At 45.6% G+C, this 25,635-nt stretch carries 27 protein-coding genes; 20 read left to right on the top strand and 7 right to left on the bottom strand.

Annotated elements, in window-relative coordinates; translation table 11 throughout:
• Positions 1–10 precede the first annotated feature (10 nt).
• Both NBH07_RS18075 and NBH07_RS18070 read left to right on the top strand, forming a co-directional pair.
• Entirely contained in the window at positions 11–904 is an 894-nt protein-coding gene (locus tag NBH07_RS18075) for a glycine betaine ABC transporter substrate-binding protein (RefSeq protein ID WP_005855279.1), read from the top strand.
• Complete coding sequence (locus NBH07_RS18070; RefSeq protein WP_008781006.1) at positions 891–1,670, top strand: SGNH/GDSL hydrolase family protein; 780 nt, start codon at positions 891–893, stop codon at positions 1,668–1,670. The genes NBH07_RS18075 and NBH07_RS18070 overlap by 14 nt, the downstream gene beginning before the upstream one ends.
• An 82-nt stretch (positions 1,671–1,752) precedes the next feature.
• On the opposite strand, the gene NBH07_RS18065 is transcribed toward NBH07_RS18070, so the two are convergent.
• A complete protein-coding gene (locus tag NBH07_RS18065) occupies positions 1,753–2,235 on the bottom strand; it encodes a ferritin (protein ID WP_005865648.1) in 483 nt (160 codons plus the stop codon).
• A gap of 87 nt (positions 2,236–2,322) precedes the next feature.
• Complete coding sequence (locus NBH07_RS18060; RefSeq protein WP_005855288.1) at positions 2,323–2,751, bottom strand: Hsp20/alpha crystallin family protein; 429 nt, start codon at positions 2,749–2,751, stop codon at positions 2,323–2,325.
• A 374-nt stretch (positions 2,752–3,125) separates the two neighbouring features.
• On the opposite strand from NBH07_RS18060, the gene NBH07_RS18055 reads away from it, so the two are divergent.
• The 5 genes from NBH07_RS18055 (at position 3,126) to NBH07_RS18035 (ending at position 6,630) form a co-directional block, all read left to right on the top strand.
• The gene (locus NBH07_RS18055) at positions 3,126–3,752 is read left to right on the top strand and encodes an NUDIX hydrolase (RefSeq protein WP_005855292.1); all 627 of its coding nucleotides are present in this window, start codon (positions 3,126–3,128) and stop codon (positions 3,750–3,752) included.
• Between the two features lie 43 nt (positions 3,753–3,795).
• The gene (locus tag NBH07_RS18050; RefSeq protein WP_009018638.1) at positions 3,796–4,146 is read left to right on the top strand and encodes an L-rhamnose mutarotase; all 351 of its coding nucleotides are present in this window, start codon (positions 3,796–3,798) and stop codon (positions 4,144–4,146) included.
• Between the two features lie 8 nt (positions 4,147–4,154).
• A complete protein-coding gene (locus tag NBH07_RS18045) occupies positions 4,155–5,378 on the top strand; it encodes a sugar MFS transporter (RefSeq protein ID WP_009018639.1) in 1,224 nt (407 codons plus the stop codon).
• Positions 5,379–5,531: 153 nt separating this feature from the next.
• Complete coding sequence (locus NBH07_RS18040; RefSeq protein ID WP_009018640.1) at positions 5,532–6,077, top strand: hypothetical protein; 546 nt, start codon at positions 5,532–5,534, stop codon at positions 6,075–6,077.
• Between the two features lies 1 nt (position 6,078).
• Complete coding sequence (locus tag NBH07_RS18035) at positions 6,079–6,630, top strand: hypothetical protein (protein WP_005855303.1); 552 nt, start codon at positions 6,079–6,081, stop codon at positions 6,628–6,630.
• 55 nt (positions 6,631–6,685) lie between these two features.
• Here the strand turns inward: NBH07_RS18035 and NBH07_RS18030 are convergent, their stop codons facing one another.
• The gene (locus NBH07_RS18030; RefSeq protein WP_011965889.1) at positions 6,686–7,519 is read right to left on the bottom strand and encodes an OmpA family protein; all 834 of its coding nucleotides are present in this window, start codon (positions 7,517–7,519) and stop codon (positions 6,686–6,688) included.
• Between the two features lie 101 nt (positions 7,520–7,620).
• Here NBH07_RS18030 and nrfH point away from each other — a divergent pair, with 101 nt between their 5' ends.
• The 8 genes from nrfH to NBH07_RS17990 all read left to right on the top strand — a co-directional run bounded on the left by nrfH (position 7,621) and on the right by NBH07_RS17990 (position 16,979).
• The gene (gene nrfH / locus NBH07_RS18025; protein ID WP_009018642.1) at positions 7,621–8,211 is read left to right on the top strand and encodes a cytochrome c nitrite reductase small subunit; all 591 of its coding nucleotides are present in this window, start codon (positions 7,621–7,623) and stop codon (positions 8,209–8,211) included.
• A gap of 18 nt (positions 8,212–8,229) precedes the next feature.
• Positions 8,230–9,714, top strand: coding sequence for an ammonia-forming cytochrome c nitrite reductase (gene nrfA / locus NBH07_RS18020; RefSeq protein WP_009018643.1), 1,485 nt, complete (start codon positions 8,230–8,232; stop codon positions 9,712–9,714).
• Positions 9,715–9,716: 2 nt separating this feature from the next.
• A complete protein-coding gene (locus NBH07_RS18015; RefSeq protein WP_156682351.1) occupies positions 9,717–10,907 on the top strand; it encodes a cytochrome c biogenesis ResB family protein in 1,191 nt (396 codons plus the stop codon).
• Position 10,908: 1 nt separating this feature from the next.
• On the top strand, positions 10,909–11,703 hold the full coding sequence (gene ccsA / locus NBH07_RS18010) for a cytochrome c biogenesis protein CcsA (RefSeq protein ID WP_009018645.1): 795 nt from the start codon (positions 10,909–10,911) through the stop codon (positions 11,701–11,703).
• A gap of 16 nt (positions 11,704–11,719) precedes the next feature.
• Positions 11,720–13,012 carry an alginate export family protein gene (locus tag NBH07_RS18005; protein ID WP_009018646.1) on the top strand — a complete coding sequence of 431 codons (1,293 nt, stop codon included), beginning with the start codon at positions 11,720–11,722 and terminating at the stop codon, positions 13,010–13,012.
• A 59-nt stretch (positions 13,013–13,071) separates the two neighbouring features.
• Positions 13,072–13,737: a Crp/Fnr family transcriptional regulator gene (locus NBH07_RS18000; RefSeq protein ID WP_034532394.1), complete on the top strand. Its 666-nt coding sequence runs from the start codon at positions 13,072–13,074 to the stop codon at positions 13,735–13,737.
• Positions 13,738–13,795: 58 nt separating this feature from the next.
• Positions 13,796–15,136, top strand: a complete 1,341-nt coding sequence (locus NBH07_RS17995; protein ID WP_009018647.1) for a sigma-54-dependent transcriptional regulator — start codon at positions 13,796–13,798, stop codon at positions 15,134–15,136.
• 127 nt (positions 15,137–15,263) lie between these two features.
• Positions 15,264–16,979 (top strand): sensor histidine kinase, encoded by a 1,716-nt coding sequence (locus tag NBH07_RS17990; RefSeq protein ID WP_009018648.1) that lies wholly within the window; start codon positions 15,264–15,266, stop codon positions 16,977–16,979.
• A 20-nt stretch (positions 16,980–16,999) separates the two neighbouring features.
• On the opposite strand, the gene NBH07_RS17985 is transcribed toward NBH07_RS17990, so the two are convergent.
• The 4 genes from NBH07_RS17985 to NBH07_RS17970 all read right to left on the bottom strand — a co-directional run bounded on the left by NBH07_RS17985 (position 17,000) and on the right by NBH07_RS17970 (position 19,321).
• Positions 17,000–17,836 carry a head GIN domain-containing protein gene (locus NBH07_RS17985; RefSeq protein WP_009276823.1) on the bottom strand — a complete coding sequence of 279 codons (837 nt, stop codon included), beginning with the start codon at positions 17,834–17,836 and terminating at the stop codon, positions 17,000–17,002.
• A 141-nt stretch (positions 17,837–17,977) separates the two neighbouring features.
• Complete coding sequence (locus NBH07_RS17980; protein WP_005855327.1) at positions 17,978–18,199, bottom strand: hypothetical protein; 222 nt, start codon at positions 18,197–18,199, stop codon at positions 17,978–17,980.
• A 75-nt stretch (positions 18,200–18,274) separates the two neighbouring features.
• Positions 18,275–18,697 (bottom strand): large-conductance mechanosensitive channel protein MscL, encoded by a 423-nt coding sequence (mscL, locus tag NBH07_RS17975; RefSeq protein ID WP_005865683.1) that lies wholly within the window; start codon positions 18,695–18,697, stop codon positions 18,275–18,277.
• Positions 18,698–18,778: 81 nt separating this feature from the next.
• Positions 18,779–19,321 (bottom strand): lipocalin family protein, encoded by a 543-nt coding sequence (locus NBH07_RS17970; protein WP_005855331.1) that lies wholly within the window; start codon positions 19,319–19,321, stop codon positions 18,779–18,781.
• 398 nt (positions 19,322–19,719) lie between these two features.
• On the opposite strand from NBH07_RS17970, the gene NBH07_RS17965 reads away from it, so the two are divergent.
• The 5 genes from NBH07_RS17965 to NBH07_RS17945 all read left to right on the top strand — a co-directional run bounded on the left by NBH07_RS17965 (position 19,720) and on the right by NBH07_RS17945 (position 25,625).
• Positions 19,720–20,652 (top strand): tyrosine-type recombinase/integrase, encoded by a 933-nt coding sequence (locus tag NBH07_RS17965; protein WP_008781217.1) that lies wholly within the window; start codon positions 19,720–19,722, stop codon positions 20,650–20,652.
• 446 nt (positions 20,653–21,098) lie between these two features.
• Positions 21,099–22,202 (top strand): transcription termination/antitermination protein NusG, encoded by a 1,104-nt coding sequence (nusG, locus tag NBH07_RS17960; protein WP_146334792.1) that lies wholly within the window; start codon positions 21,099–21,101, stop codon positions 22,200–22,202.
• A 50-nt stretch (positions 22,203–22,252) separates the two neighbouring features.
• A complete protein-coding gene (locus NBH07_RS17955; RefSeq protein WP_005855337.1) occupies positions 22,253–22,633 on the top strand; it encodes a hypothetical protein in 381 nt (126 codons plus the stop codon).
• A 404-nt stretch (positions 22,634–23,037) separates the two neighbouring features.
• The gene (locus tag NBH07_RS17950) at positions 23,038–24,357 is read left to right on the top strand and encodes a nucleotide sugar dehydrogenase (protein WP_009018652.1); all 1,320 of its coding nucleotides are present in this window, start codon (positions 23,038–23,040) and stop codon (positions 24,355–24,357) included.
• Between the two features lie 8 nt (positions 24,358–24,365).
• Positions 24,366–25,625 carry an oligosaccharide flippase family protein gene (locus tag NBH07_RS17945; RefSeq protein WP_039849076.1) on the top strand — a complete coding sequence of 420 codons (1,260 nt, stop codon included), beginning with the start codon at positions 24,366–24,368 and terminating at the stop codon, positions 25,623–25,625.
• The last annotated feature ends 10 nt before the right edge of the window (positions 25,626–25,635 follow it).

Genomic DNA, 25,635 nt, shown 5'->3' with positions numbered 1-25,635 from the left:
AAATAGATATATGAGACGATTTACGATTATTATTGGATGCTGTATGCTTTTGGTGACCTTGCAATTTATTTTCAGTTGTGTGGATAGCAAGGATCGAAAGAAAATATCGATAGCGTACGCTAATTGGGCGGAGGGCATCGCTATGACCAACTTAGCCAAAGTGATATTAGAGGATCAAGGATATCGGGTAACATTAAAAAATGCGGATATCGCCCCGATCTTTACTTCTGTCGCTTCGGGAAAAGCGGATGTGTTCATGGATGCATGGTTACCGGTGACCCATGCGGATTATATGGAACAATACGGGGACCGGCTTGAGACACTCGGAACGGTTTATGAGCATGCGAAATTGGGCTTGGTAGTTCCGGAGTACGTTACCATTCGTTCCATCGAGGATTTGAATGCCCATAAAGATCAATTTAAAGGTGAGATTATAGGGATCGATGCCGGCGCCGGTTTGATGAACTCGGCGGATAAGGCGGTTCAAGATTATTCTTTGGATTTTGATTTGAAATCTTCCAGTGGGGCTACGATGGTTGCTTTCTTGAAGAAATCGATTGATGCGAACGAATGGATCGTGGTTACCGGATGGACCCCTCATTGGATGTTCTCACGTTATCCGTTAAAATTCTTGGAAGACCCGAAAGAGGAATTTGGAGACTCGGAGCATATCGAGGTTATCGCTACGAAAGGATTCTCTGAGAAAGATCCATATGCAGCCTCTTTTTTCAAGAACTTTAAGTTAACCGATGAACAACTGAGCGAATTGATGTATTATATGGAAGACGGGACACGTACGGAATCGCGATCAGCCCGTGCTTGGCTTGAAAAACATCCCGAGATAATCAAATTATTCTTACCTTCGCAGGAGAATCAATTGAATGGGAGCCATGAGACAAATTAAGGGAGTCATATGTATTTTAATAAGTATCGTTATGTGTTGGTCTGCTTCAGCCGCAAACAATAAACGTTATGTGAATATCGTATTTATCGGGAATAGTATCACGTTTGGCGCCGGGTTACCGAAGCCTGTCCATGATGCGCCTCCTGTAAAGGCTGCGTTGTTTTTAAGCAAGTGCCCGGAAGTGGCTTCGGTCAAGTATTCCAATAGAGGACAGAGCGGCTGTACTACCGTTGATTATTTGCCGGATACGAATACGCTCTTCCCGTGGGCCGTACGTGCTGCCGATAAATTTAAGGATGAGACTTGGGCGGATTTGGTGTTCTCTATTATGCTGGGGACGAACGATAGCGCGATAGAAGGCACGAACGGCTGCCCGGTAACGCCCGAGCGGTATTATGAGAACATGAAGACAATTATCAATCGCTTATTAGCTTTATACCCGAATTGCCGTATTGTGGTACATCGTCCTCTATGGTATAGCCCGAATACGTATAATGGAGCTAAATATTTGGAAGAAGGCTTGCGAAGGCTCCAAGATTATTATCCGCAAATACAACGATTAGTCGATTATTATGCGTCTCATTTTCCCGGACAAGTCTTTCTGGGAGATACGAAGGGATTTGATTACTTTAAGGAAAACCATTTGACAGATTTCCAAGCGGAGAAGGGCAACGCCGGAGTGTTCTATCTTCATCCGAATGAGAAAGGAGCGGTCCGGTTAGGCGAATTGTGGAGTGAGGCGATTCGTCAGGCTTTAGGGCTTTGACCTCTATAAAAAAGCCATGCCATCCCAAGAAGACGACATGGCTTTTTAGGTCCATTTATAGGTATGACAAGCAAGTATTCGTTTATCTTTTTCCTAATCGATGATCCATTAATACGGCATGATGTTCTCCGTATAATTTAAGTTTCTCGACAATATTTTTCGCTGTAGCCTCTTCCTCTACCTGCTCTCGGACGAAGCCCCATAGGAAATCTTGTGTCGCCTTGTCTTTCTCTTCGGAAGCGATATCGACAATCTTGTCGATTGATCCGGATACATGCACCTCATGCTCGTAGATATGCTGGAAAATCTCCAACGGCTCTCCCCATGCTGTAGGAACGGAATTAACTACTCCGATCGTCACTTGTCCGCCACGCTTGATTGAGTAATCGATCATTTTATAGGCATGTTCAAGTTCCTCTTGCGATTGTTTTAACGTCCAATGCGCGAAACCATCCAGCCCTATCTGAGTGAAATGTACCGACATGGATAAATATAGGTTGGATGACCACATCTCCATGTTGATTTGCTCGTTGAGAGCATCTGATAATTTTCTGCTTAAAATCATAATGGCTTATTCTATTTTATGTTGTTTATAAATAGAACAAGCCATTATCGGTTTTGTTGAGTTTTTACGAAGGAAAGTGTATCGAGGTTATTTGATCTCGATTACTTTCTCGGCCATTTTAGCCTCTTCCTCAGTTCTTTTCGGTATGCTGATACTCAAGACGCCGTTCTCAACCTTCGCCTCAATCTTGTCTTTCTCTACATTGTCAGGCAAAACCATGGTTTGTTGGAACTTGCTATAAGAGAATTCGCGTCTCAGATAGCGTCCGTCTTTCTTATCCTCATTCTTTTCTTCTTTTTTCTCCATAGATACGACCAAGTTGTTGTTCTCATCGATCTTGATGTTGAAATCGTTCTTCGTCATACCGGGAGCGGCTACCTCAACTCGATAATCCTTATCGGATTCTATCACGTTGATGGCTGGAGCTGTAGAGTTTGCTTTTATCATCCAGTCGTTGTCAAATAAATCATTGAATACATACGGTAACCAATTTTGACTTCTTCTCATCGGTGTCATAATACAGTCCTCCAATTATTAGTTAAACATTCTATTTACTATTCTTATTTCTGAACTCGTTCTTTTTAATCTCGAATTCGCTATAGATACTTCAAATGGCATGCCAATCTGATAATGTGTGTGTTAATGCGGATAAAAGAGATTGAATAAGGTTTAACTCACGCATGGGGAACTTATGATTCGGGGGATGCGGGTGCAGGGAATAATATCTTTTAGAAACTGGAATAAGATACAATGAAACGGGAATCTGTAATATTGGCATAATATACGTTATTTTGGCACGATAGAATGACGGGTTGGATAATAACTTTTATCTTTAGACGTTCTATTCATGAATCATATGGGATCATGTTATCTAAAACAGTAAAGCTATTATGTCTAGAAGTAAGGAATTGATTTTATTGGCCCAACGTATCCGGGCCTTGTCCCAGACGGGGTTGGTTTATTCATTAAGCGAGTACGATACGGAACGTTATGAAGAGTTGAGCCGCCTAAGTGATGAGATAACGGCTCTGGCTACCGGATTGAAGCCCGATGATGTGGCGAGTGGTTACCGCCCGGCCCAAGAGTATGTAACCCCGAAAGTCGATATCCGTGCGGTTGTCTTTAACGAGAAAGACGAGATTTTGCTGGTCCGTGAGAAAATGGACGGATGTTGGTCGTTGCCCGGCGGATGGAGCGATGTGGGGTATTCCCCGAAAGAGGTAGCGGCGAAAGAGGTGAAAGAGGAGACGGGCTTGGATGTGCTTCCGGTCCGCTTGCTGGCCGTGATGGATATGAGCAAGCATCCGCATCCCGCTATACCTTATTATGTATATAAGTTTTTTATCCTTTGCGAGTTGAAGGGCGGGTCGTTTACCGAGACCTTCGATATCTTGGGGAAAGGCTTCTTTCGATTGGAGGAGTTGCCCCCGTTGTCCTTGGAGCGTGTGCTGCCGGAGCAGATCCAACGGATGTACGCCTATTATAAGCATCCGGGCGAAGATGTTTATCTGGATTAAGGATACTTTTGTACCTTCGCGACTTCATTTTAAAAACAATGTTATGAAAAGATATTGTCAGACCTTGGATCTGAAAGAGGACGAGCAGTTGATAAAAGAGTATTGCTATTGGCATTCGCCGGAACATATCTGGCCGGAGATACCGGAAGGAATCCGTGCGGTAGGGATCTTGAATATGGAGATTTACCGTTTGGGAACCCGGTTGTTCATGATCGTGGAGACGCCGGATGATTTTGATTGGGATGCGGCGTTCGCCCGTTTGGCGACGATGGATAAGCAAGCGGAATGGGAGGACTTCGTGGCGAAGTATCAGAAAGCCGCTCCGGGAAGCTCCTCGTCGGAGAAATGGCAGTTAATGGAATGTATGTTTAAATTGCCGGGTGCGAGTAAATAGACGGAAGGATGGAAAAACAAAAGAAACAGTCGCTGGTGGCCGCCCCGGGAGGGAAATCTTATTTGGTCCCATTTATCTTGATCACGAGTTTGTTCTTGCTTTGGGGATTCGCCCACGGACTCTTGGATGTGCTGAACAAGCATTTCCAAGGAGTCTTCACGATGACCAAGGCAGAGAGCGGCTTGGTGCAATTCTCTACGTATATCGCTTATTTCTTGATGGCGTTGCCGGCAGGAGCGTTCATGAAACGTTACGGATATAGGAAAGGGATTATCATGGGTTTGCTATTGTTCGCTATCGGAGCTTTCGGGTTTATCCCGGCGGCTTTTTTGCATTCGGCTACACCTTTCTTGATCGCCTTGTTTGTGATCGCTTGCGGGCTTTGTATCTTGGAGACGGCGGCGAATCCTTATTCTACGATATTGGGGCCGCCCGCTTCCGCCGCCCAACGGCTGAACTTATCCCAGTCTTTTAATGGATTAGGTTGGATATTGGGGCCATTGGTAGGTGGTTTGTTGATATTCGGGGCACCGGAGGGAGATTCGATGGCGTTGACTAAACCTTATATCTTGGTAGGTGGTATCGTCTTGTTCGTAGCGTTGCTTTTCTTTTTCACGAAGTTGCCGGAGATTAAGCCGGAAGAAGAGGAGGAGGTGACCGCTATTGTCGAGGAGAAACCCGCTGCCTCCCTATGGAAACGTAGGCAGTTTGTGCGTTCCGTGGTCGCCCAATTCTGTTATTGCGCCGCGCAGACGGGAATCTTCGGGTTCTTTATTAATTACGTGACGGAGATGGACCCGGGTATCAGTAATTTGCGAGCGTCTCGTATTTTGGCATTCGGTGGAATGGCCTTGTTTATGATCGGGCGTTTGAGCGGTAGTTTTACGATGAAGTGGTTGGCTCCGGGCCGCTTGCTGACTTGGTATTCTTTGTTGAGTGCCGTTTGTATGGCTTTGGTGGTGGCTTCCGTAGGTACGCTTTCGCTATACGCTCTTTATTTATCCTTTTTCTTCATGTCCATCATGTTCCCTACGATTTTCGCGTTGGGGCTGGAAGGTATGGGCGTTTATACCAAGAAAGCCTCTTCTTATATCGTGATGGGAGTCGTCGGCGGCGCTTTCAGTCCGATGCTGATGGGATATATCGGCGAGGAGAATATGGCGCTGGGCTTCATCGTCCCGTTGATCGCTTTCTTGTATATCTTGTATTTCGCTATCAAATGCAAGCGGTAAATTTGGAATGCTGTTTTTTACTTATGGAATCCGGATAATAAACCAGCATGGCTTGTGTATGAAGGCTTGGGTTTCATGGGGTAAATGTTACGCTCTAGCAATATCTGCTTATCTATATCGTTTTCATTTTAAATAAAATAAAAGAGAGAGGATATGAATAAAGGTTTGTTTTTGTGTGGGCTATTTATAGCTCTATTTCTGGCTGGTTGTGGGGATGATGAGGTTAAAATCGCTAATCAGATGACTTTATACTCAAGGCCGGATACGATTCATCTGGGGGGGGACTTAGGGATGGATTCCATATTGGTGAAGGGCTTCACGGCTTGTGAGGCGTATGATGCGAAATGGGGAACATTGCCCGGGGATGTTGCGCAAGAGTTTGATATGAATGCCTCTTATCTCTATTTCTCGTATGAGGCAAGGGTGGTTTCTTTAGAGGATAGTATTTATGATATAGGGCAGAACTCGTATGCGGAAGAGAAAGCGGGTTTTTTGAAGGATTTTAGTTCGCAAGGCTTCGTTATCAGTTCACAGCATATGCGAGATGATAAGAGGCAAGTGATAGCATGTACCTATTTAATATATGTAGAGAAGAACTCAGATGGAGAGAAGATCGATCGCTGGCTTCCTGTACGGCCGGAGGAGTTGCGATGGCGTTATCTTCGTGTAAACTTTGATCAATTAAAAAATATAGAATGATATGAGACATTTAATCGTTGTATGTTTGGCTTTTATGATGGGCCTTAATGTGGCTTGCTCACGGGTGGAAGATCTTGGTAAGGATGATTTGCATTCTGAACCGACGATAGAGATCGTAAGTGGTGATACCTTGGATATTGTAGGGTTCACTCTTGCGCATGAGCTGGCTACTAGTGAAGGACGTTTGCCTTATAACGTAGGGGATGAGTTTGGTTATACGGGTTCTTACACCTATAAGTCCTATGTGGTAAGGACGGAATATACGTATCAGGATGATGGAAATAGTATTTGGGTTTGGGAGGATACATTGAGTTCAATAATAGGTTTTTATCCTTATCTTAGATCTGAGGTATATGATCTTGCGGATGTTCAGTTCCATATCCGGTCGTGCGCTCAAGGGGGATCGGTCTCTGTCGGGGAAAGGACGGATAGGTATGATACGGCTCTCCTCCATATCATTCGTTCCGCGAATGGAGAGGATATGGATGTATGGATTCCTTGTAAACCATCGGAATTGAGGTATCGGTGTGTTGTCTATCATTTGGAAGAGTGAACGTTTTAGCCAAGCTCCGGCAGTAGATAATACCCGGAGCTTGACAATATCATTATCACTGCAACATCTGCATCAACTTATCCAACTTCGGAGCCATGATGATTTCCGTACGGCGGTTCTTGCTACGTCCATCGGCGGTCTCGTTATCAGCGACCGGCATAAACTCCCCACGACCACAAGGCTGTATCTGTAGCGGATTCACCCCGTAGTCCTTGGTAAGGATACGCACTACGGAGGTCGCACGGATCACGCTTAGATCCCAATTATCCTTGAATTGGGCGGTATTGATCGGCTTGCTGTCCGTATGGCCCTCTATATAAACGTCTATATCGTTTTGCTTATTCAACACCTCGGCCAACTTAGCCAACGCTTCCTTGCCTCGTTTATCGACCTTTGCGCTACCCGATTGGAACAGAAGCTTATCCGACATGGCTACATATACTTTACCATTCTTCTCGGTTACGGTCAGCTCGTCGCTGTTGAAACCCAGCAAAGCGTCTTTCACGCTACTCAACAGATTCTGTACCTTTGCGTTCTGTGCGTTCATCATATCCTGTAGCTCGTTGATGGTACGCTCACGCTCGTCCAGCTCACTCATCTTTTGCTGTAACAAGGCATTCAGTTTGTCCTGCTCACCCATATTGGTATTCAACATGGTCTGGTAATTACGGATATCACGCCCCATTGTGGTCGTATCCCTTATCAAGGCGGCGATCCGGTTGTTGAGTGCGTCGTTATCGTCCTTGCATTTAATCAATTCCTCCTTCAAGGCGTCGCCACGTCCGATCGCCTCCAACCGGCCGTTCTCGGCAAGGAGGTATTTCTTTTTACTCACGCACGAAGAACATAAAAGGAGTGCGGAGACCGAGATAAATAACAATCTTTTCATTTTACGCATAAAATTTCGTGCAATGTAATATTTATTACAATTTCCCGCACGCAAGTTTAGGATATTTGTATCTCATAAACCAATATTAAAGAATCAGCGGTATGAAAATAAGAGAAATAATACAAACGCTGTTCCCGACAAGAACTTGGAAACTAGCCGCTATTATAGCCGGAGGTGTCCTTTGCGGGCTGGGGTCTTATACCTTATATGCTTCCCGGGCGTGGACCTATTTGTCCGATGACCCGGCTACTTGCGTGAATTGCCACATCATGGGCCCTTATTACGCTACATGGAATCATAGCTCGCACAGCCGTAACGCCACTTGCAACGACTGCCATGTGCCGCACGAGAACGCCGTGAAGAAGTGGTTCTTCAAGGGTATGGACGGAATGCGCCACGCCTCGGTATTCATGATGCGAGGGGAACCGCAAGTGATACAGGCGATCGACGAGAGCGCGGAGGTAATCATGAATAACTGTATCCGTTGCCATACGCAGTTGAATACGGAATTCGTGAATACCGGAAGGATCGATCATGAGATGGCAATGGCGGGAGAAGGGAAAGCTTGCTGGGATTGCCATCGCGAGGTGCCGCACGGAGGTATGAACAGCCTGTCTTCTACACCGAATGCGTTGGTGCCTTATCCGAAGTCCGTATCGCCGGACTGGTTAAAAGATATGCTAAGTAAATAATAATAAATCAGTATAGTTATGGAAAAGAAATTAAAATCATGGCAAGGTTGGTTGCTGTTTGGAGGAACCATGGTCGTTGTTTTTGTTTTGGGTATGATCGCTGCTTCCGTGAACGAGAGACATGCGGAGGTCTCTAGCGTAATGAATAATAAGAAGACGGAGATCACAGGAATCGAGGCTCGCAATGATAAGTTCGAACCGAATTATCCACGTGAGTACCAGACTTGGGAAGCTACGGCGGATACGAGTTTCAAGAGTTTATACAACGGGAATCAGGCGGTCGATGTGCTGGAGGCTCGTCCGGAAATGGTGATCCTTTGGGCTGGTTACGCTTTCTCTAAGGATTATTCTACCCCGAGAGGGCATATGTATGCGATCGAGGATATGCGTAACACGTTGCGTGTAGGCGCTCCGATGACAGAGAACGAGGGGCCGCAACCGGCTACTTGCTGGACTTGTAAAAGCCCGGATGTTCCCCGTATGATGCAAGCGATGGGCGTGGATAATTTCTATAAGGGCAAATGGGCTTCTCTGGGTAAAGAGATCGTGAATCCGATCGGTTGCGCCGATTGCCATGAGCCGGAGAATATGAACCTGCATATCAGTCGCCCGGCTTTGATCGAGGCTTTCCAGCGTCAAGGCAAGGACATCACGAAAGCGACCCAGCAAGAGATGCGTTCCTTGGTTTGCGCGCAATGCCACGTGGAATATTATTTCAAGGGCGATGGCAAATACTTGACTTTCCCTTGGGATAAAGGTTCTACGGTTGAGGATATGGAGGCTTATTACGATGAGGCCGGTTTCGCCGATTATACGCATAAGCTAAGCCGTGCTCCGATCTTAAAGGCACAGCACCCGGATTATGAGATCTCCCAGATGGGTATCCATGCGCAGCGGGGCGTATCTTGCGCCGATTGCCATATGCCGTACAAGAGCGAGGGTGGCGTGAAATATAGTGACCACCATATCCAAAGCCCGTTGGCTATGATCGACCGTACGTGCCAGGTTTGCCATCGTGAGAGCGAGGAGACCTTACGCAATAATGTGTACGAGCGTCAGAATAAGGCGAACGAGATGCGTAACCGCTTGGAGACCGAGTTGGCGAAAGCGCATATCGAGGCGAAGTTCGCGTGGGATAAGGGGGCTACCGAGGATCAGATGAAAGACGTATTGAAACTGATCCGTCAGGCGCAATGGCGTTGGGATTTCGGCGTGGCTTCTCATGGTGGCGCGTTCCACGCTCCGCAAGAGATTCAAAGGATATTAGGCAATGGATTGGATAAGGCGATGCAAGCTCGTCTGGCTACCGCGAAGGTGTTAGCGAAATTAGGTTATACGGATGATGTTCCGATGCCGGACTTCTCTACGAAAGAAAAGGCTCAGCAATATATCGGTTTGGATATGGCCGCAGAACGTACCGCAAAGGAGAAATTCCTGAATACGATCGTTCCGCAATGGGTGAAAGAGGCGCAAGAGAATAATCGTTTAGCGAAGAACATTTGATTATGTGGAAACAACCTTGGGGATATGCTGAAGGCTGGGCCATCTGTGTCGGTTTACTGATTACGGGATTTGGCTTGCAACTGATCACCGGCCCGGTTCAGGCAGGGTTGTTCCAATATCCGGTGAATGTGGCCGGAGGATTGATTTTTCTGCTGGTTCTATGTATAGGGTTTGTTGTTAGCCGGAAAATCACGGTTGTCCAGTGGTTTTCCGGGTTAACGGCGAGCATTACCTCTTTGTCGGCTCTTTTGTCGGTCGTGTTGGTTATGGGATTTGTGGGTCCGGGTATCGAGCGGATTACGATGTCGTGGCCTTTTGTCCTGCTGTTTCTCTATTTCTTGTTTGTCTTGGGCTTTGTCACATTGAAGCGTATCGTATCGTTTCGCTGGCGGGATGTTCCGTTTATGCTGAACCATGCCGGCTTATTTATCACGCTGTTGGCGGCGATCTTGGGAAACGGGGATTTACGTCGTTTACGGATGACGGTTCCGTTGGAGAATCCCGAGTGGAGGGCTTCGGACGAGAAGAACGAGATGATAGAGCTACCGCTCGCCATCGAGCTTCGTTCGTTTACGATCGATGAATATCCTCCTAAGTTAATGCTAATCGACAATACGACCGGAAAAGCGCTTCCTGAAAAGCAACCCGAGAACATATTGGTGGAGGAAATTCCCTTAGCCGGAAACCTGCAAGGCTGGAAGGTTGAGGTTACCCGTTCACTACCGATGGCGGCTTGCGTGATGGGGCAGGATACGGTAAACTTCGTGGAATTTCACTCCGAGGGGGCAACCACCGCTTTATACGTAAAAGCACGTAACGAACTTACCGGACGGCAGAAGGAAGGCTGGGTGAGTTGTGGCAGCTATATCTTTCCATACATATCGCTCCAACTGGATGATGCGGTCAGTATGGTGATGCCGGAACGGGAACCGAGACGCTTTGCCTCGGACGTAATGGTCTATACGAAAGATAAACAGACCAAGGAGGCGTGTATCGAGGTGAATAAGCCGCTCTCTATCGCCGGATGGAAAATCTACCAGTTGAGTTACGACGAGACGAAAGGTAAATGGAGCCGGATGAGTGTATTTGAGTTGGTAAGAGATCCATGGTTGCCGATCGTTTATACAGGGATCTTAATGATGATAGCCGGGGCGATCGGATTATTCCTGTCCGCTCCCGTAAAAAAAGAATAGTATGGATTGGAGTTACTTTATTTATTTCGCCGCTCCGGCGTTACTTTGCTGGATAGGTGGGGCATGGTTGGCTTATCGTCCTTCTTTTTCCAAGGGGGCTGTCGTTTGGACCGTGTTTGGCTTGGTTATATTTTCCGCTTTTATCGTAGGGATGTGGATCTCGTTGGAGAGGCCGCCCTTGCGCACGATGGGCGAGACTCGTCTATGGTATTCTTTCTTCTTGCCGGTGGCGGGCGTGATCACTTATGTCCGTTGGCGGTATAAATGGATACTATCCTTTAGTACATTGTTGGCCTTTGTCTTTATCTGTGTCAATCTGTTTAAGCCGGAGATACATAACAAGACCTTGATGCCCGCTTTGCAAAGTCCGTGGTTCGCTCCGCACGTGATTGTCTATATGTTCTCTTATGCCATGCTGGGCGCCGCAGCCCTTATCGCCATTTACCTGCTGATCCGTGCGAGGAAGAAGGGGATTGACGAGGGGATGATGAGTTTATGCGATAACTTGGTATATGTCGGTATGGCCTTCCTCACGATTGGGATGCTGTTCGGCGCTTTATGGGCCAAGGAGGCGTGGGGGCATTATTGGAATTGGGACCCGAAGGAGACATGGGCGGCTGCCACTTGGTTGGGGTACTTGATTTATATCCATTATCGCCTTCGTCATCACTTGCGTTATTCGGCGGCGTTGGGGCTTTTGGTTTTCTCTTTTCTTTTGCTACAGGTGTGTTGGATTGGCGTGAATTATCTACCCTCCGCACGAGGATATAGTGTACATACTTATAATATGGAATAATTAAAATCAGAGGTATATGAAAAAACTAGTTGTTTTAGTAGCGGGCTTGCTCTCTGTGGCCCTTTTCGCGCAAGCGGAAGAAACACAAAATACGAAAGAGAATACGTTTTCGATGAAAGTGCAGATACGTCCGAGAGCCGAGTACCGGAACGGGGTCTTATTCCCCCGGCCTAAAGATGCCGAGTCCACCGGGTTTATCAATAACCGTGCCCGCCTTTCTTTGGGGTATGAGCGGGATCGTTTGTCTATCGGTTTGTCTGCGCAACATGTTGGCGTATGGGGGCAGGATCCTCAAATCGATAAGAATGGTCGTTTTATCTTGAATGAGGCGTGGGCGAAACTGGATTTCGGATCGGGTTTCTTCGCTAAGTTAGGTCGCCAGTCGTTGGTATACGATGACGAGCGTATCATGGGTGCGTTGGATTGGAACGTGGCCGGTCGTTATCATGATGCTTTGAAGCTAGGCTACGAGAACACGAATAACCAAATGCATTTAATTCTCGCATTCAACCAGAATGATGAGAAAACGATCGGAGGAACGTATTACGCTCCGGGTGCGCAACCCTATAAAACGATGCAAACCCTTTGGTATAAGCATCTCTTCGACAAGAGTTTTAACGCATCCTTCTTGTTTATGAACTTAGGGATGGAAGGCGGTGATGCCGAGAAACAAAACTCGGATACAAAATATCTGCAAACCTTAGGAACGAATCTGATCTATAGGCCTAGTAACTGGACGATAGGTGGTACTTTCTATTATCAATTCGGCAAGACGAAAAGCGGACGGGATGTTTCCGCTTTTTTATGGGCGGTAAACGCCGCTTATCAAATCGATCCGCAATGGAAGATCGGTGTAGGTAGTGATTATCTGAGTGGCTCGGATGGGGCCGACGGGAAATATAAGGCGTTTGATCCTCTGTACGGAACCCATCATAAGTTTTATGGTGCCATGGATTATTTCTACGCCTCCTCTTTTGTCAACGGATTGAATCCGGGCTTATGGGATAATCAGGTAAATGTCGCCTATAAACCTTCTTCCAAGGTAAACCTGTCTTTAGCCTATCATTATTTCTCCATCACGGGCGACGTATACGAAGGTAATGATAAATTGAGTAAAGGTTTAGGTTCGGAATTGGATTTCCAAGTGGATTGGGTAATCATGAAAGACGTGAAATTATCGGCGGGATATTCTACGATGTTGGGAACGAATACCATGAAGGTCGTGAAGGGTGGAAATCCGTCTCATTGGCAAGATTGGGGTTGGTTATCAATAAATATTAATCCAACTATATTCACGACGAAATGGTAACAGTTCTCAAGGAAAAGGGTATATTTGCAGGAGTAAACCTTTTTTCAAAACAAGATACGATGGATATAACCGATATGTTTAAAATCCCGCTTTTTAAGAATTTTACGCTTAAGATGCGGGAAGAGTTTTTGGATAAACTTGAATATACAGTAGAGGAGCATCCAAAAGGAAAAACCATAATTCATCAAGGGACGACTTGTAACGCCCTTCATGTTTTATTGGAGGGAAAATTGAACGTGGATGTTTTGGACGTATCAGGTAACATCGTGCGCGTGGAGACGATACAGGCTCCACGCACGTTCGCTACGCCTCATATCTTTTCCGAGAAAAACCAATTCCCCGCTACTTTTACCGTCGACGAGGATGTGGTATTGCTTAAGGGCACCAAGGAGTCTGTATTTACCTTAATGCATTCTATGCCGTTATTCCTGCATAATTTCCTTTGCGTCAGTACTAGCTGTAATAAATGTACGATGACTCGTTTGAAGGTGCTTTCGTTTCGTGGCATCCGGAACCGCTTTATTTATTACTTATTCGAACATCAGCAAAAGGATTCGAATGTCGTGGAACTAGAACATACCCAAGAGCAGTTAGCAGAGTATTTTGGTGTTACCCGCCCGGCTTTATCGAAGGAAATCGGGAGATTGGTGGATGAGGGATTTATCAGCATTACAAGGAGAAAGGTGACGATTTTAAATAAGACGGCGTTAACATGTATGCTTTAATGCTTTTGGGAAAAAGGTAAAAAGCGTACATTTGTGCCCAAATAAATAACTCCGGTGTATGGGCAAAGTTTTAATTATCGACGACGAGAAGCAGATTTTAGGTTTACTTTCACGCATTATCGGTTTGGAGGGATACGAGGTTTTACAGGCTGCTACTTGTAAGGCGGGGCTGAGGCAGATGGAGCAACATTCGCCGGAGGTGGTGCTGTGCGATGTGTTCTTGCCGGATGGTAATGGCGTGGATTTGGTGTCGGACTTAAAGAAACTTCGCCCTCTATCCGAGATCATCCTACTTACCGCGCATGGTAATATTCCGGATGGCGTACAGGCAATCAAGAATGGAGCCTTCGATTATATCACGAAAGGGGATGATAATAATAAGATCATTCCTCTGGTAGCCAAAGCGATGGAGAAAGCTTCTGCCGCTTATCAGCAGCAAAAGAAGGAAGCTACGTCCGTCGGGAGGCAATATTCGTTTGATACGATTGTCGGTAAATCACCCGCTATCCAGGCGGCGATAGCGTTGGCTCAGAAAGTCTCGGCTACGGAGGTTCCAGTTCTGTTGACTGGTGAGACCGGTACGGGAAAAGAGGTCTTTGCTCAATCCATCCATCAACATAGTTCCCGGAAAGGGAAGTCTTTTGTCGCTATCAATTGTTCCTCTTTTAGTCGGGATTTATTGGAAAGCGAGATGTTCGGTCATAAAGCGGGGGCTTTTACCGGTGCTTTGAAAGAGACAAAAGGCTTGTTTGAGGAAGCTTCCGGAGGTACGATCTTCTTGGATGAGATCGGGGAAATGGCTTTCGACTTGCAAGCGAAATTGCTCCGTATCCTTGAGACCGGGGAGTTTATCAAGATCGGCGATACGAAACCAACGAAAGTGGATGTACGAATTATTGCCGCTACCAACCGTGATTTAGAGAAAGAGATCGAGCAAGGGCATTTCCGGGAAGATCTATTTTATCGGCTTTCCGTTTTCCAGATCCATCTTCCCGCGCTTCGTGAACGGGTCGAGGATATCCCTCTCCATATAAAAGCCTTTGTTTCCGCTTTTTCCTCCAAGATGGGAAAGAATATCCGAACAATTTCGCCCGAATATATAGATGCCCTGAAAAAACGAGCTTGGAAAGGTAACGTACGTGAGTTGCGTAATGCAATTGAGCGTAGCCTGATTATTGCCGATGGAGATACCTTAACCTTGGATGCTCTCCCTTTGAATATGCAAACCTCCTCTGCGGCGAGTACGGAATCTTATAGCGGTTTTGACCTGAGTGGCGTAGAGAAAATGCATATCCAAAAAGTGCTCAAATACACAAAAGGCAATAAAACCGAAACTTCCCGCCTTCTAGGTATAGGCCTCACTACTCTTTATCGGAAGATTGAGGAGTATGGGCTTTAATCTCATATTCTGCATTATATGTATACCCGAAAGCATCTTGAAGATATGCAAGGAGAAACGGACATTGCTAAATAGTTTATCTTTGCTGAACGTAAACTTAATAATAATCGCTTAAAATACATCACCTATGAGTCTGAAGATTAAAACAAAACTAAGATACGGAATCGGGCTGCTGTTTGCCATGATCGTTTTGCTGGGAGGTCTATCGGTAAAGAACATCTCCGATATGTCTGCCGACACAAGGAACATATTGGCCGATAATTATAATTCTTTACTCTATTCACGCCGGATGCTGGATGCGCTGGAACGAATCGATAGCGATCCTTCGGCTCAAGCCGATTTCGAGAAAAACCTAGGGCTACAGAAAAAGAATATCACGGAGGTCGATGAGAACGTGGCCACCTCACATCTAGTCGCTCAATACGAGCAATTGGCGAAAGAGCGTAATGAGGAGAATATCCGTCGTGTACGTCTCGCCTTAAATCAAGTCATGAGTTTGAATATGGCTTCTATCTACAGGAAAAGCCAAGTGGCGGAGTCTACGTCTCAAAAGGCTTTATTTTGGATTTGGGGGATTGGCCTCTCTTGTATGGTGGTCGCTTTCGCTTTTTTAATACGTTTCCCCCGTTCGATAAATACCCCTATCCGTATGTTGATGGACGGTATCATGGAGATCGCTAACCATAATTACGAGAAACGATTGGATCTCGTTAAATATGATGAATTCGAGGGGGTAGCGAAATCCTTTAACCGGATGGCGGAACGGCTTACGGAATACCGGAAAAGTACGTTGGCGGATATTATTCAAGGAAAGAAATATATAGAGGCTATCGTGAATAGTATCACGGAGCCAATCATAGGCTTGGATCGGGATCGTAAGATTCTTTTCGCCAATAACGAGGCTTTGACGATCTTGAATCTCAAGCGGGAAAACGTGATCGGAAAGTCTGCCTCGGAATTATCCTTACGGAACGATTTGCTTCGCAGGTTAGTTCGGGAACTGATCCAGCCGGGCGAGAAAAAAGAGCCGCTTAAAATTTACGCGGATAATAAGGAAAGTTATTTTCAAGTGCAATATATACCGATCCGTGTGTTGGAGAATGGCGAGGCGGAGGTGTATGTGGGCGACGTGATCTTATTGAAGAACATCACGGAGTTTAAGGAGTTGGATTCCGCTAAGACCACTTTTATCTCGACGATCTCCCATGAATTGAAAACTCCGATATCGGCGATCATGATGAGCCTGAAATTGTTGGAGGATGCCCGTGTGGGAGCCATGAACGACGAGCAAAAAGCACTGGCGGAAAGTATCAAGGAAAGTAGTAATCGATTACTGGAAATAACCAGTGAGCTATTGAAAATGACGCAGGTGGAGGCTGGCAAGCTACAATTGAATCCGAAAATAACCAAACCGATCGAATTGATCGAGTATGCGATAAAGGCGAACCAAGTGCAAGCTGATCGCTTCAATTGCCATATAGAGGTGGAATACCCGGAGAAGATTTCCAAGCTTTTTGTGGATAGCGAGAAAATCGCGTGGGTCTTGACGAATCTATTGTCGAACGCAATTCATTATACCCCGGAGAATGGCCGTATCATAATCGGTGCCCGCCAGCAAGATCATAGCGTGGAGATCTATGTGCAAGATTTCGGTAAGGGTATTGATCCCCGATATCATCAAAGTATATTCGATCGCTATTTCCGTGTGCCGGGAACGAAGGTACAAGGGAGTGGTCTAGGGCTGGCTATCAGTAAAGACTTCGTGGAAGCTCATGGAGGAACACTTTCTGTTGATAGCGCAGTTGGAAAAGGAAGTACTTTTGTTATAAAATTCAATGTATAAGAGGGTAAAAAAAGAGGGTGTTAATTACCCTCTTTTATAATATCGCTTCCTCCGGAAGTGGATGTATCCGATCTTGCCGAACCTTTGTAATGTACATCACTACCTCCGCTTGCCGAAGCCTTGATATAATCGGTTACGTGCGTATAAATATCGGAGCCACCACTGGCGGAACATTCCAACTGGTTTAAGATAAGATCATAAGCCTTGATATCCGAGCCACCTGAGGCGGAATATTCGCCGTTCTCCGCTTTTCCCGTAAGCTTGAGATCGCTACCTCCGCTGGCACGGCCTCGTATTATTCGGGTAGTAAGATCGTTGATGATGATATCGCTACCGCTGGTCGCCTCAATTATGCAATTAGATACGTTGACCGGTTTCTCCATTTTCACGTCGCTACCCCTTGTCGCTATAATTTCCAGATCATCTCCGGATAAAGCGCTTCTCAGGACAAAATCCATACAACCGGACATCTGGATTTTTTCCAGCTTCTTGGAAGTGCCCTCTATTTTAAATCGGGTAGGGCTTAATTGTGTACCATTCTCTGTGGAGATTGAAAGTTCTTCGTTTTTTACTTGAACGTTTATATAAGGATATAAGTTCTCGTCGATCGTGATTCGTAAGGACGCTGATTCTCCTTGCGTATATCCGAAAACGTACGACGGATTTCCCCCACGGCTGAATAGGCTGAACCAACTGTCGCTATACCCCATGGCGGTTGAGCCGACTTTTATCGCTGAATAGTCTCTGACGGAGATTTCTTTCGTGATAATATCCCCATTCCCTTTTACTTTCTTCGCCTCGATAGGCATCACGCAAAAAGCGATCAACGCAAATAAGGCCATCATTCTTGTTCTCATATGAAGTGTAATTAATTTATACTCTTTTCTTATAAGACGAATGGAGTTGAAAAAACGTTACATCTAAAATGAAAAAAAAAAGCTATCATTGACTTTTTTTGTGATAGCTTCTTTTTCTTGCCCTAATAACAGGGAGGTCGATTAATTACTTTTAGGTTTTTCAACCATATGTTCTACTCTGTCTTTGACGTATTCGACTTGATTTTTACCCGTGTCTACCACGTCCTTTACTTTTTTCTTCGCCTTATCTGTAAGACCGTGGAGTTCGTTCTCCAGACATTCGAACTGTCCTTGATCTTCCATCCTGCGAAGTACGTAACCAACAACTACACCTACGGCTAAACCGAATAATACATTTTTCATAACTACTACTTTTTATGAGTTAAAACATTATTTTTTGTAGTTATGAAACAGCAAGTCAACCAATAAGGTTGGTGTTTATTTGTTATTTTTCAGTAAATCCCTAATCTCGGTAAGTAATTGGATATCCGCAGGGGGAGCGGCCGGAGCTTTCGGGGCCTCTTCCTTCTTCTTGCTTAAAGCATTAACACCTTTGACAAGTAAAAAGACGGCGAAAGCTATGATTATGAAATCCAGTGTCACTTGTATGAAATTTCCGTAGTTAATGGAGACCGCCGGAGAGATCACCTTGTCTCCCTCCATTACAGCATGCTTCAAGGTGATTTTTAAATCCGTGAAATTGACGCCACCTACAAGTAAACCTACCGCCGGCATGATCAGATCCGCTACGATAGAAGATACGATCTTTCCAAAGGCACCACCGATAATGATACCTACCGCCATGTCCACTACGTTACCTCGCATGGCGAACTGCTTAAACTCTTGTAATATTTTTTTCATAAAACAACGCTTTTTATATTATAACAACAAAATTAGCCATAAGTTGAATATTTTCAATGCTTATAGCGAAATTTGAAGAAATTATTTTTGATTTTCATGTTTTTGTTTGACCCATTTGAGCATTGATGTGTTATATCCTCTTTCTTTGGCCTTAGTCAATAAAAAGAGAATAGCCTCTTCTGGGAGTGTAGGCGTACGACTAAGTAGCCATAAATAGTCTGAGGTATTACTGCCTACGAGAGCGTATGAGTAATTATCCTCGTCAATTTCCATAATGTTGTACTCGGCGTAGAACCGCATAAAGAAACACACTTTTAATTTACTAGGACACGTAGGATCTGTTATTTTGGCTATACCTTTCGCTCGTTTGAAGGAACCGGAAAAATTACCCCAATATCCGCTGTTAACAACTTCTATATCTCCATTCGGGAGAAATGAGTATTCCACGGTAGCCCCTACGAGATTATGCTCAAAGCGATGATCAAAGCGTGCTATTTCAAACCATTTCCCCATATAGCGGTGTAAATCCAAAGTCTGGACGGTTTCTTTGTTTATAATGTGTTGAGTGCAAGATAAATTACACTGCATTATAAGACAGATGAGGCCTATTAGTTTAAATCGCATAGGTTTTTATTTTTATCTCATAATAAACATAGAGAGCCTCTAAAAAGTTTGAAAACGTTCATATTTTAGGATTTTTATTTTTTCGACAATCTGTGCTTTAACTTTTAATTTGAAATTTCTATCCTGTCTGAAGTGAGAAATTCGTAGTTGTGGCATTTCCGGACGATAGATTTAGATCCACGTTTTTATATGTTTTTTTGTATTGAAAATTTCATAGTTATGATTTGGAAAAATCATAACTATGAAATAAAAAGTCATAACTATGAAATAAATGACTCTTTACAGTGAAAAAAATATATGAAGATGTTTTAATTGTAAATGCTTGTTTGAGAGTTAGTAATCGTCAAGATGTCTAACTTTGCGTGTTTGTTTTCAGTTGGAATTTAAAATAGAGAGATATGGATGAGAAAGATTTGGTGGAAGGGATGCGAGAGTATATAAGTCTGTTACAAAAGGAAGGACGGTATTCCTCGGCGAAAAGTTATCAGGATGCGATGAACTCTTTTATACGGTATAGCGGGACGGATCGTATCCCATATACATATATAAATAAGGATACTCTTCGCCGGTACGAGGCTTATTTGTTGGAGAAAGGCTGCATGCGTAATACGGTCTCCACGTATATCCGCCGTTTGCGTTGTATCTATAACAAGGCGGTGGAGAATGGCGAGGCGGCGTTTATCCCTTCATTATTCAAGGGGGTTTTTACGGGTGTGGAAAGCCAGCGCAAGAAATCCTTGCCTCTGGGTGATTTGAATCGCCTGATGACTGTCCCGGTAAAAGGAGAGAAGTTGAGGAAGACACAACTGGCCCTTTGCTTGATGTTTCAATATGGGGGGATGTCGTTCGTTGATTTCGCCCATTTGAATAGGGGTAATATCAAGAACGGCATATTGGATTACAATCGCCAGAAGACCGGGACCTCTATGCGGTTGGAGGTCTTGGATACGGCGGAAGCTATGTATAAGGAGCTGGCAGGTGAGAGGGGTGGAGGCTCCGGCTATTTATTTCCCTTTTTAAGTGGGACGAAGAACGGCCATGAGGAATATCTCGAGTACACTGCGGCCTTGTCCCGGTTTAACCGGAACTTGAAGACGTTGAAAGAGGTTGCCGGAATAGTCTCGGATGTGACTTCCTACACGATCCGTCATTCCTTTGCCATGTCATTGAAGGAACAAAATGTCCCCATAGAGATGATCAGCGAGTTATTAGGCCATAAATCCATCAAGACAACCCAGATTTATCTGAGAAGTTTCTCGTTGGAGAAAATGACGGTGGTAAACAAGTCTTGCTTTGAGAATGTATATAATTATATGCCAGAGGTGGGATGAGGCTACTTGGGGAGTAGCCTAAAAGGTGCGAGAACGGTTATCACCCGGTTGTAGAGACGGGGCACGCCCCGTCTCTACAGGAATGTATGTTCGATTTTTTAGAAGGGACGTGATGATGTAGGAAATACGAGATCATTTCGTCTCTATTGCCATGTCTATACACTAGGAATAAGAACGAAGATTTAAGGAGAATCAAGGCCGGAGCACAAACTAAAACTAATGATTGCTTGTTATTTGCTATTTTTTGCTACATTTGCACCGTGAAATGAACGCTACTCCCCAAGTAGCCTAAGATTTCGAGAGATGGTAATTTTCAGTAATGCCATATTTGGAAATATAAAGCACTGTTTATCAAGATAATATAAAAGATTCTTGGTAGGGCTCTGAATTGCCGTGGGGTCTGTTTTCGGGCCACGGGATAACCACTGGAAAAGATAATCATAGAGATGGATATATTGACAGGCAAGTGCTCGGATAGGTTCATGGCGCATGTTCTGAAGCGACGTGACCAAGAGGCCGTCCGCTGGTACGTGCTCACGCTCCCTACCGCCGGTGGCGGGCGTGACAGGATCAGCCCCTCGAAGGGGCTGGACGCTGAGCTTTCCCGCCGTGAGCGTCGTGGTGAGGCGTTGTTCGAGTATTTCTCCCCCTCGTATGTCGAGGCGAGGAAGGTGGGCGGCAAGATGGTCAACACGAAACGGCCCCTGTTGTACAACTACGTGTTCGTCCACGCCTCGGAGGACGAGATCTTCCGCCTGAAGCGTACGCTTCCCCTGTATAATTTCCTCCCCCGGGTTTCCTCCGGCGGGCGGTCTTATTTCCCGTACCTCTCGGATCGTGAGATGGATACCTTGCGTTGGGTCGCGGCTTCTTACTCCAACGAGCTTCCGGTGTACGTGCCAGATAGCGGTCGCTTGTTGAAAGGCGACCGTGTGCGTATCACCTCCGGCCCTTTTACCGACATGGAGGCCGAGGTGGTGGTACAGCCGGGCGGTGGCCATAAGGACGTGATGGTGCGTATCCTCGATTGCATGTGGGTTCCCTTGTTCGAGGTGAGGCGAGGCGAGTATGAGTTGATCGAGCTGAACACGGGGGGCAAGCACGTGTATACCCATTTGGACAACGACCGTCTGTCGGAGGGCTTGCACGATGCCTTGGGCCGTTACCACGCCTCTGGCGTGGTAGTGGATGAGGATGCCCGTCTGGCCCGTGAGGTCCTGCGTGGCTACGCCTCTCTCCGTGGTGAGACCGACGTGATCCGTTGCAAGCTTTACTCTTTGCTCCTTCCAGCCTATCTGCTTTTGGGCGAGTCGGATGAGTTCGATCGTTTGCACGCCACGATGCGCAGCATGCTCCCGGTGATAAAAGCGGGGCAATCCCGTGCCTTGTTGCTGGTCACGCTGTACGGCTGTACGGACAGCAGCCTCTACCAACGCATGGCGCACGAGGGGGTTGACCCGTGGCTGGACGAGCCTTCTCCCAAGAAAAGTAAGTCTGTGTTGATACGTCGTCTACGTGATTACGACGGTTGGCTGAAACATAATGAATAATGAATAATGAATAATTCAAAATTCATACATCATACATCATAATTCAAGACATGTCTTCCCTTCCTTCGGGCATCCGTTTGATGAACCTGTTGCGTGACCATTTGACAGAGATCATGGATCGTGAGCGTGCGAACCTGAACTCAATACACCTGTATTGTACGGGATCTTACTGGGTGTCGTTCGAGCGTTCTGCCTATCAGTTGCGTCGTGTGTTTCCGGATAGCGAGACTACGCCGCTGCGCCTGTTCGCTTATCCGTTCCCGATCGTGATGGTGTCCGTTACGGATCGCTCACTCCGTTTGTACGCCCGTAAACATATCTTGAGGAGGGACGAGACGGATTACAAGCTATTGACCGTCCCCGGGCTTCCCATGGCGGATTACCATGTATGGCACGCTGGCGAGGTGGAAGGCTTGCCCCAGCTGACATGAACTCCAAATATGAAGCGCTGGAAAAGTAATAAACTCAATTATGGTATAATGATTTTGATTGATGGTTGGCAATTAGCATGAAATTTCGTATATTTACTCTAGAGGAAAAATAATTGTCATAAATTAATGAAAGCGGACGTGCTAAATTCGATAAAAGAGACCTTACGTAAGGTGATCTTGATTTCCATCTGAAAGGCACTCATAAGGAAATGCCGTCCGATGAGATGGGCAATGGGGCGATAGACCCCCATGAGCAATCTTAGGTGACTTGCGCCACTAACCTAAGATATTTTACCAACGCACCTAAGATACATGGTGGATGAACCTAGGATATTTTTTTAGTCAAAACAAATGCTTTGGGTCTGTTACGGATCTGAAGTGACTACTTATATACAATAATCATTATGTCAGAGGAAATCAAAATTGCTGTAGCTGGAACCGGTTATGTCGGGTTGAGTATTGCTACGCTGTTGGCACAGCATCATCCGGTCACTGCGGTTGACGTTATACCGGAGAAGGTGGAGACGCTAAACCGGAAGCAATCTCCTATTCAGGATGAGTATATCGAAAAATACCTAAAGGAGAAGGAGTTGAACTTGACGGCTACGCTTGATGGAGCGTCCGCTTATCGTGATGCCGATTTCATCGTTATTGCGGCTCCTACCAATTATGATCCGGTGAAGAACTATTTTGATACGCACCATATTGAGGATGTGATCGATCTGGTATTGAGTGTTAATCCAAGGGCGGTGATGGTGATCAAGTCGACCATTCCGGTCGGATATTGCCGGAGTCTTTATCTGAGATACGCCCAAAAGGGTATTGAGCGACTCAATCTGCTGTTTTCTCCGGAGTTTTTGCGTGAGAGCAAGGCGCTTTATGACAATCTTTATCCCAGCCGTATAATCGTTGGTTATCCCAAATTGCTAAGCGATGAGCAATTCAATGCGGAGAATGAGGCGATCGAGAGGATTGCGGATATTCCGGGTTTGGAGAAGGCTGCCCACACGTTCGCCGCCCTGCTTCAAGAAGGTGCCATTAAACAGGATATTCCGGCGCTATTCATGGGAATGAAGGAGGCCGAGGCCGTGAAGTTGTTTGCTAATACCTATCTGGCTTTGCGTGTAAGTTATTTTAACGAGTTGGATACCTATGCGGAGGTGAAAGGTTTGGATTCGAGTGCCATCATCCAGGGCGTGGGGCTGGATCCTCGTATTGGCACGCATTATAACAATCCCAGCTTTGGTTACGGAGGCTACTGTCTGCCGAAGGACACCAAGCAGTTGCTCGCCAATTATCAGGATGTCCCTCAAAATATGATGACCGCGATCGTGGAGAGCAATCATACCCGGAAGGATTTTATTGCGGACCAGGTGTTGCGCAAGGCCGGGTATTACGATTATAGCGAGAGGAACAGTTTCCGGTGCTCCGAGGAGCGAGAATGCGTCGTGGGTGTATACCGTTTGACGATGAAATCGAACAGTGACAATTTTCGCCAGTCCTCTATTCAAGGCGTGATGAAACGTATCAAGGCGAAAGGGGCCAAGGTGATCGTCTATGAGCCTGCATTGGAAGACGGGAGTTCTTTCTTCGGCAGTGCCGTGGTGAATGATCTCGCCCGTTTCAAGGAGATGAGCCACGCCATCATAGCCAATCGTTATGATGATTGTCTGGACGATGTGTCGGGAAAGGTCTATACGAGGGATATCTTCGGTAGGGATTGAATCTTTAGATGATGGCTTTACAAGAGAGGCTGGGAAGGAATAAGACCATACTGGCTAATTTTTCCTATCTGAGTTTGCTGCAGGTATTCGCTATTCTATTTCCATTGCTTACCTATCCTTACTTGCTTCGGGTTATAGGCTTGGAATTGTATGGCGTGATCATATTCGCTCAATCTATAATAAACTATGTATCGCTGGTGATCAACTTCGGGTTCAATATGTCCGGAGCGAGGAACGTGGCGATTTACAAGCAGGATAGGGCAAGATTATCCCGGATCGTCACATCCATTTATTGGTGTAAGTTCATTTTATGGCTTGTTTGCCTAGTCCTGTATTTATCGGTCATCAGTATGGTTCCGTTCTTTGAGGATCATTATTGGGTGTATGTCCTCTCTTTCCTTTTGACATTCAACGAGCTTCTGTTACCTATCTGGTTCTTTCAGGGGATTGAGAAAATGAAATATATCACATTCGTGAACCTATCTGCCCGCCTGTTGTTCGTGGTTGCTATATTCTTGTTTGTCCATCGGCAAGAGGATTATTTGCTGATCCCCTTGTTAAACGGGATCGGGGCTATACTGGCGGGTTGTCTCTCTTTATATATCGTGTTGGGAAAAGAGAGAGTAAGGTTATCCTTGATGCCGGTAAGGGAATTGCGATCGGCCTATAAGGAGAGCTTGCCCTTGTTTGTTTCGATCCTGTCCACGCAGATTTATGTGAACGTTAATAAATTGGTGATCGGCTCTTTCCTGGGGATGTCTGAGGTTTCTATTTATGATATGGCGGATAAGGTGCTTCATTTGATGAAACTCCCAGCCTCCATGATAGCGCAAGCTGTTTTCCCGAAGATCTCCCGTGAACGGAATATTCGTTTCATCAATCATGTGATGTTCTTGTCGGTAGGGATCGCTTTGTTTTTCTACATTAGTATGTTCATCGGCAGTGACTGGCTGGTGTATCTTCTCGCCGGAGAACATATAGAGGAGGCTTCTGTCATTATGCGATTGTTGGGAATCTCTGCGATCTTGACATCTATCAATGGTTTCCTTGGAGGAAATCGTCTGGTCCCGCTAGGCTATTCGTCCGTGTATATGAGAGTGATGGTTGGAAATTGTCTGTTTTTCTTGACGGCTATGGGCTTGTTGTGGCTGACAGGAAGCATAACCATGTATACGGTTACGGTAATGGCCGTAGGGGTGGAAGTGTTTTGCTTTGTTTCGTTGGTTTATAGGAACTGGCGGTTAGGGTTATTAGGTTTAACAAGATAGATCGGTAGAT

It is taken from the genome of Parabacteroides sp. B2-S-102 (genome assembly GCF_023656665.1).
In the GTDB taxonomy this organism is placed as follows: Bacteria; Bacteroidota; Bacteroidia; order Bacteroidales; family Tannerellaceae; genus Parabacteroides; species Parabacteroides distasonis.
Note: the sequence above shows the minus strand (reverse complement) of the source record. Positions and strands in the feature narration are given on the sequence as shown.

Bases quoted from the DNA above. Each gene is read 5' to 3' on its own strand.
- mscL (WP_005865683.1), bottom strand. From the start codon at position 18,697: ATGAAAAAAATATTACAAGAGTTTAAGCAGTTCGCCATGCGAGGTAAC.
- nusG (WP_146334792.1), top strand. From the start codon at position 21,099: ATGGATATATTGACAGGCAAGTGCTCGGATAGGTTCATGGCGCATGTT.
- NBH07_RS18070 (WP_008781006.1), top strand. From the start codon at position 891: ATGAGACAAATTAAGGGAGTCATATGTATTTTAATAAGTATCGTTATG.
- NBH07_RS18060 (WP_005855288.1), bottom strand. From the start codon at position 2,751: ATGACACCGATGAGAAGAAGTCAAAATTGGTTACCGTATGTATTCAAT.
- NBH07_RS17985 (WP_009276823.1), bottom strand. From the start codon at position 17,836: ATGAGAACAAGAATGATGGCCTTATTTGCGTTGATCGCTTTTTGCGTG.
- NBH07_RS18000 (WP_034532394.1), top strand. From the start codon at position 13,072: ATGGATATAACCGATATGTTTAAAATCCCGCTTTTTAAGAATTTTACG.
- NBH07_RS17950 (WP_009018652.1), top strand. From the start codon at position 23,038: ATGTCAGAGGAAATCAAAATTGCTGTAGCTGGAACCGGTTATGTCGGG.
- ccsA (WP_009018645.1), top strand. From the start codon at position 10,909: ATGGATTGGAGTTACTTTATTTATTTCGCCGCTCCGGCGTTACTTTGC.
- NBH07_RS18050 (WP_009018638.1), top strand. From the start codon at position 3,796: ATGAAAAGATATTGTCAGACCTTGGATCTGAAAGAGGACGAGCAGTTG.
- NBH07_RS18055 (WP_005855292.1), top strand. From the start codon at position 3,126: ATGTCTAGAAGTAAGGAATTGATTTTATTGGCCCAACGTATCCGGGCC.
- NBH07_RS17965 (WP_008781217.1), top strand. From the start codon at position 19,720: ATGGATGAGAAAGATTTGGTGGAAGGGATGCGAGAGTATATAAGTCTG.
- NBH07_RS18030 (WP_011965889.1), bottom strand. From the start codon at position 7,519: ATGAAAAGATTGTTATTTATCTCGGTCTCCGCACTCCTTTTATGTTCT.
- nrfH (WP_009018642.1), top strand. From the start codon at position 7,621: ATGAAAATAAGAGAAATAATACAAACGCTGTTCCCGACAAGAACTTGG.
- NBH07_RS18045 (WP_009018639.1), top strand. From the start codon at position 4,155: ATGGAAAAACAAAAGAAACAGTCGCTGGTGGCCGCCCCGGGAGGGAAA.
- NBH07_RS18035 (WP_005855303.1), top strand. From the start codon at position 6,079: ATGAGACATTTAATCGTTGTATGTTTGGCTTTTATGATGGGCCTTAAT.
- NBH07_RS17995 (WP_009018647.1), top strand. From the start codon at position 13,796: ATGGGCAAAGTTTTAATTATCGACGACGAGAAGCAGATTTTAGGTTTA.
- NBH07_RS17980 (WP_005855327.1), bottom strand. From the start codon at position 18,199: ATGAAAAATGTATTATTCGGTTTAGCCGTAGGTGTAGTTGTTGGTTAC.
- NBH07_RS18005 (WP_009018646.1), top strand. From the start codon at position 11,720: ATGAAAAAACTAGTTGTTTTAGTAGCGGGCTTGCTCTCTGTGGCCCTT.
- NBH07_RS18075 (WP_005855279.1), top strand. From the start codon at position 11: ATGAGACGATTTACGATTATTATTGGATGCTGTATGCTTTTGGTGACC.
- NBH07_RS17970 (WP_005855331.1), bottom strand. From the start codon at position 19,321: ATGCGATTTAAACTAATAGGCCTCATCTGTCTTATAATGCAGTGTAAT.
- NBH07_RS18065 (WP_005865648.1), bottom strand. From the start codon at position 2,235: ATGATTTTAAGCAGAAAATTATCAGATGCTCTCAACGAGCAAATCAAC.
- nrfA (WP_009018643.1), top strand. From the start codon at position 8,230: ATGGAAAAGAAATTAAAATCATGGCAAGGTTGGTTGCTGTTTGGAGGA.
- NBH07_RS18040 (WP_009018640.1), top strand. From the start codon at position 5,532: ATGAATAAAGGTTTGTTTTTGTGTGGGCTATTTATAGCTCTATTTCTG.
- NBH07_RS17945 (WP_039849076.1), top strand. From the start codon at position 24,366: ATGATGGCTTTACAAGAGAGGCTGGGAAGGAATAAGACCATACTGGCT.
- NBH07_RS17990 (WP_009018648.1), top strand. From the start codon at position 15,264: ATGAGTCTGAAGATTAAAACAAAACTAAGATACGGAATCGGGCTGCTG.
- NBH07_RS17955 (WP_005855337.1), top strand. From the start codon at position 22,253: ATGTCTTCCCTTCCTTCGGGCATCCGTTTGATGAACCTGTTGCGTGAC.
- NBH07_RS18015 (WP_156682351.1), top strand. From the start codon at position 9,717: ATGTGGAAACAACCTTGGGGATATGCTGAAGGCTGGGCCATCTGTGTC.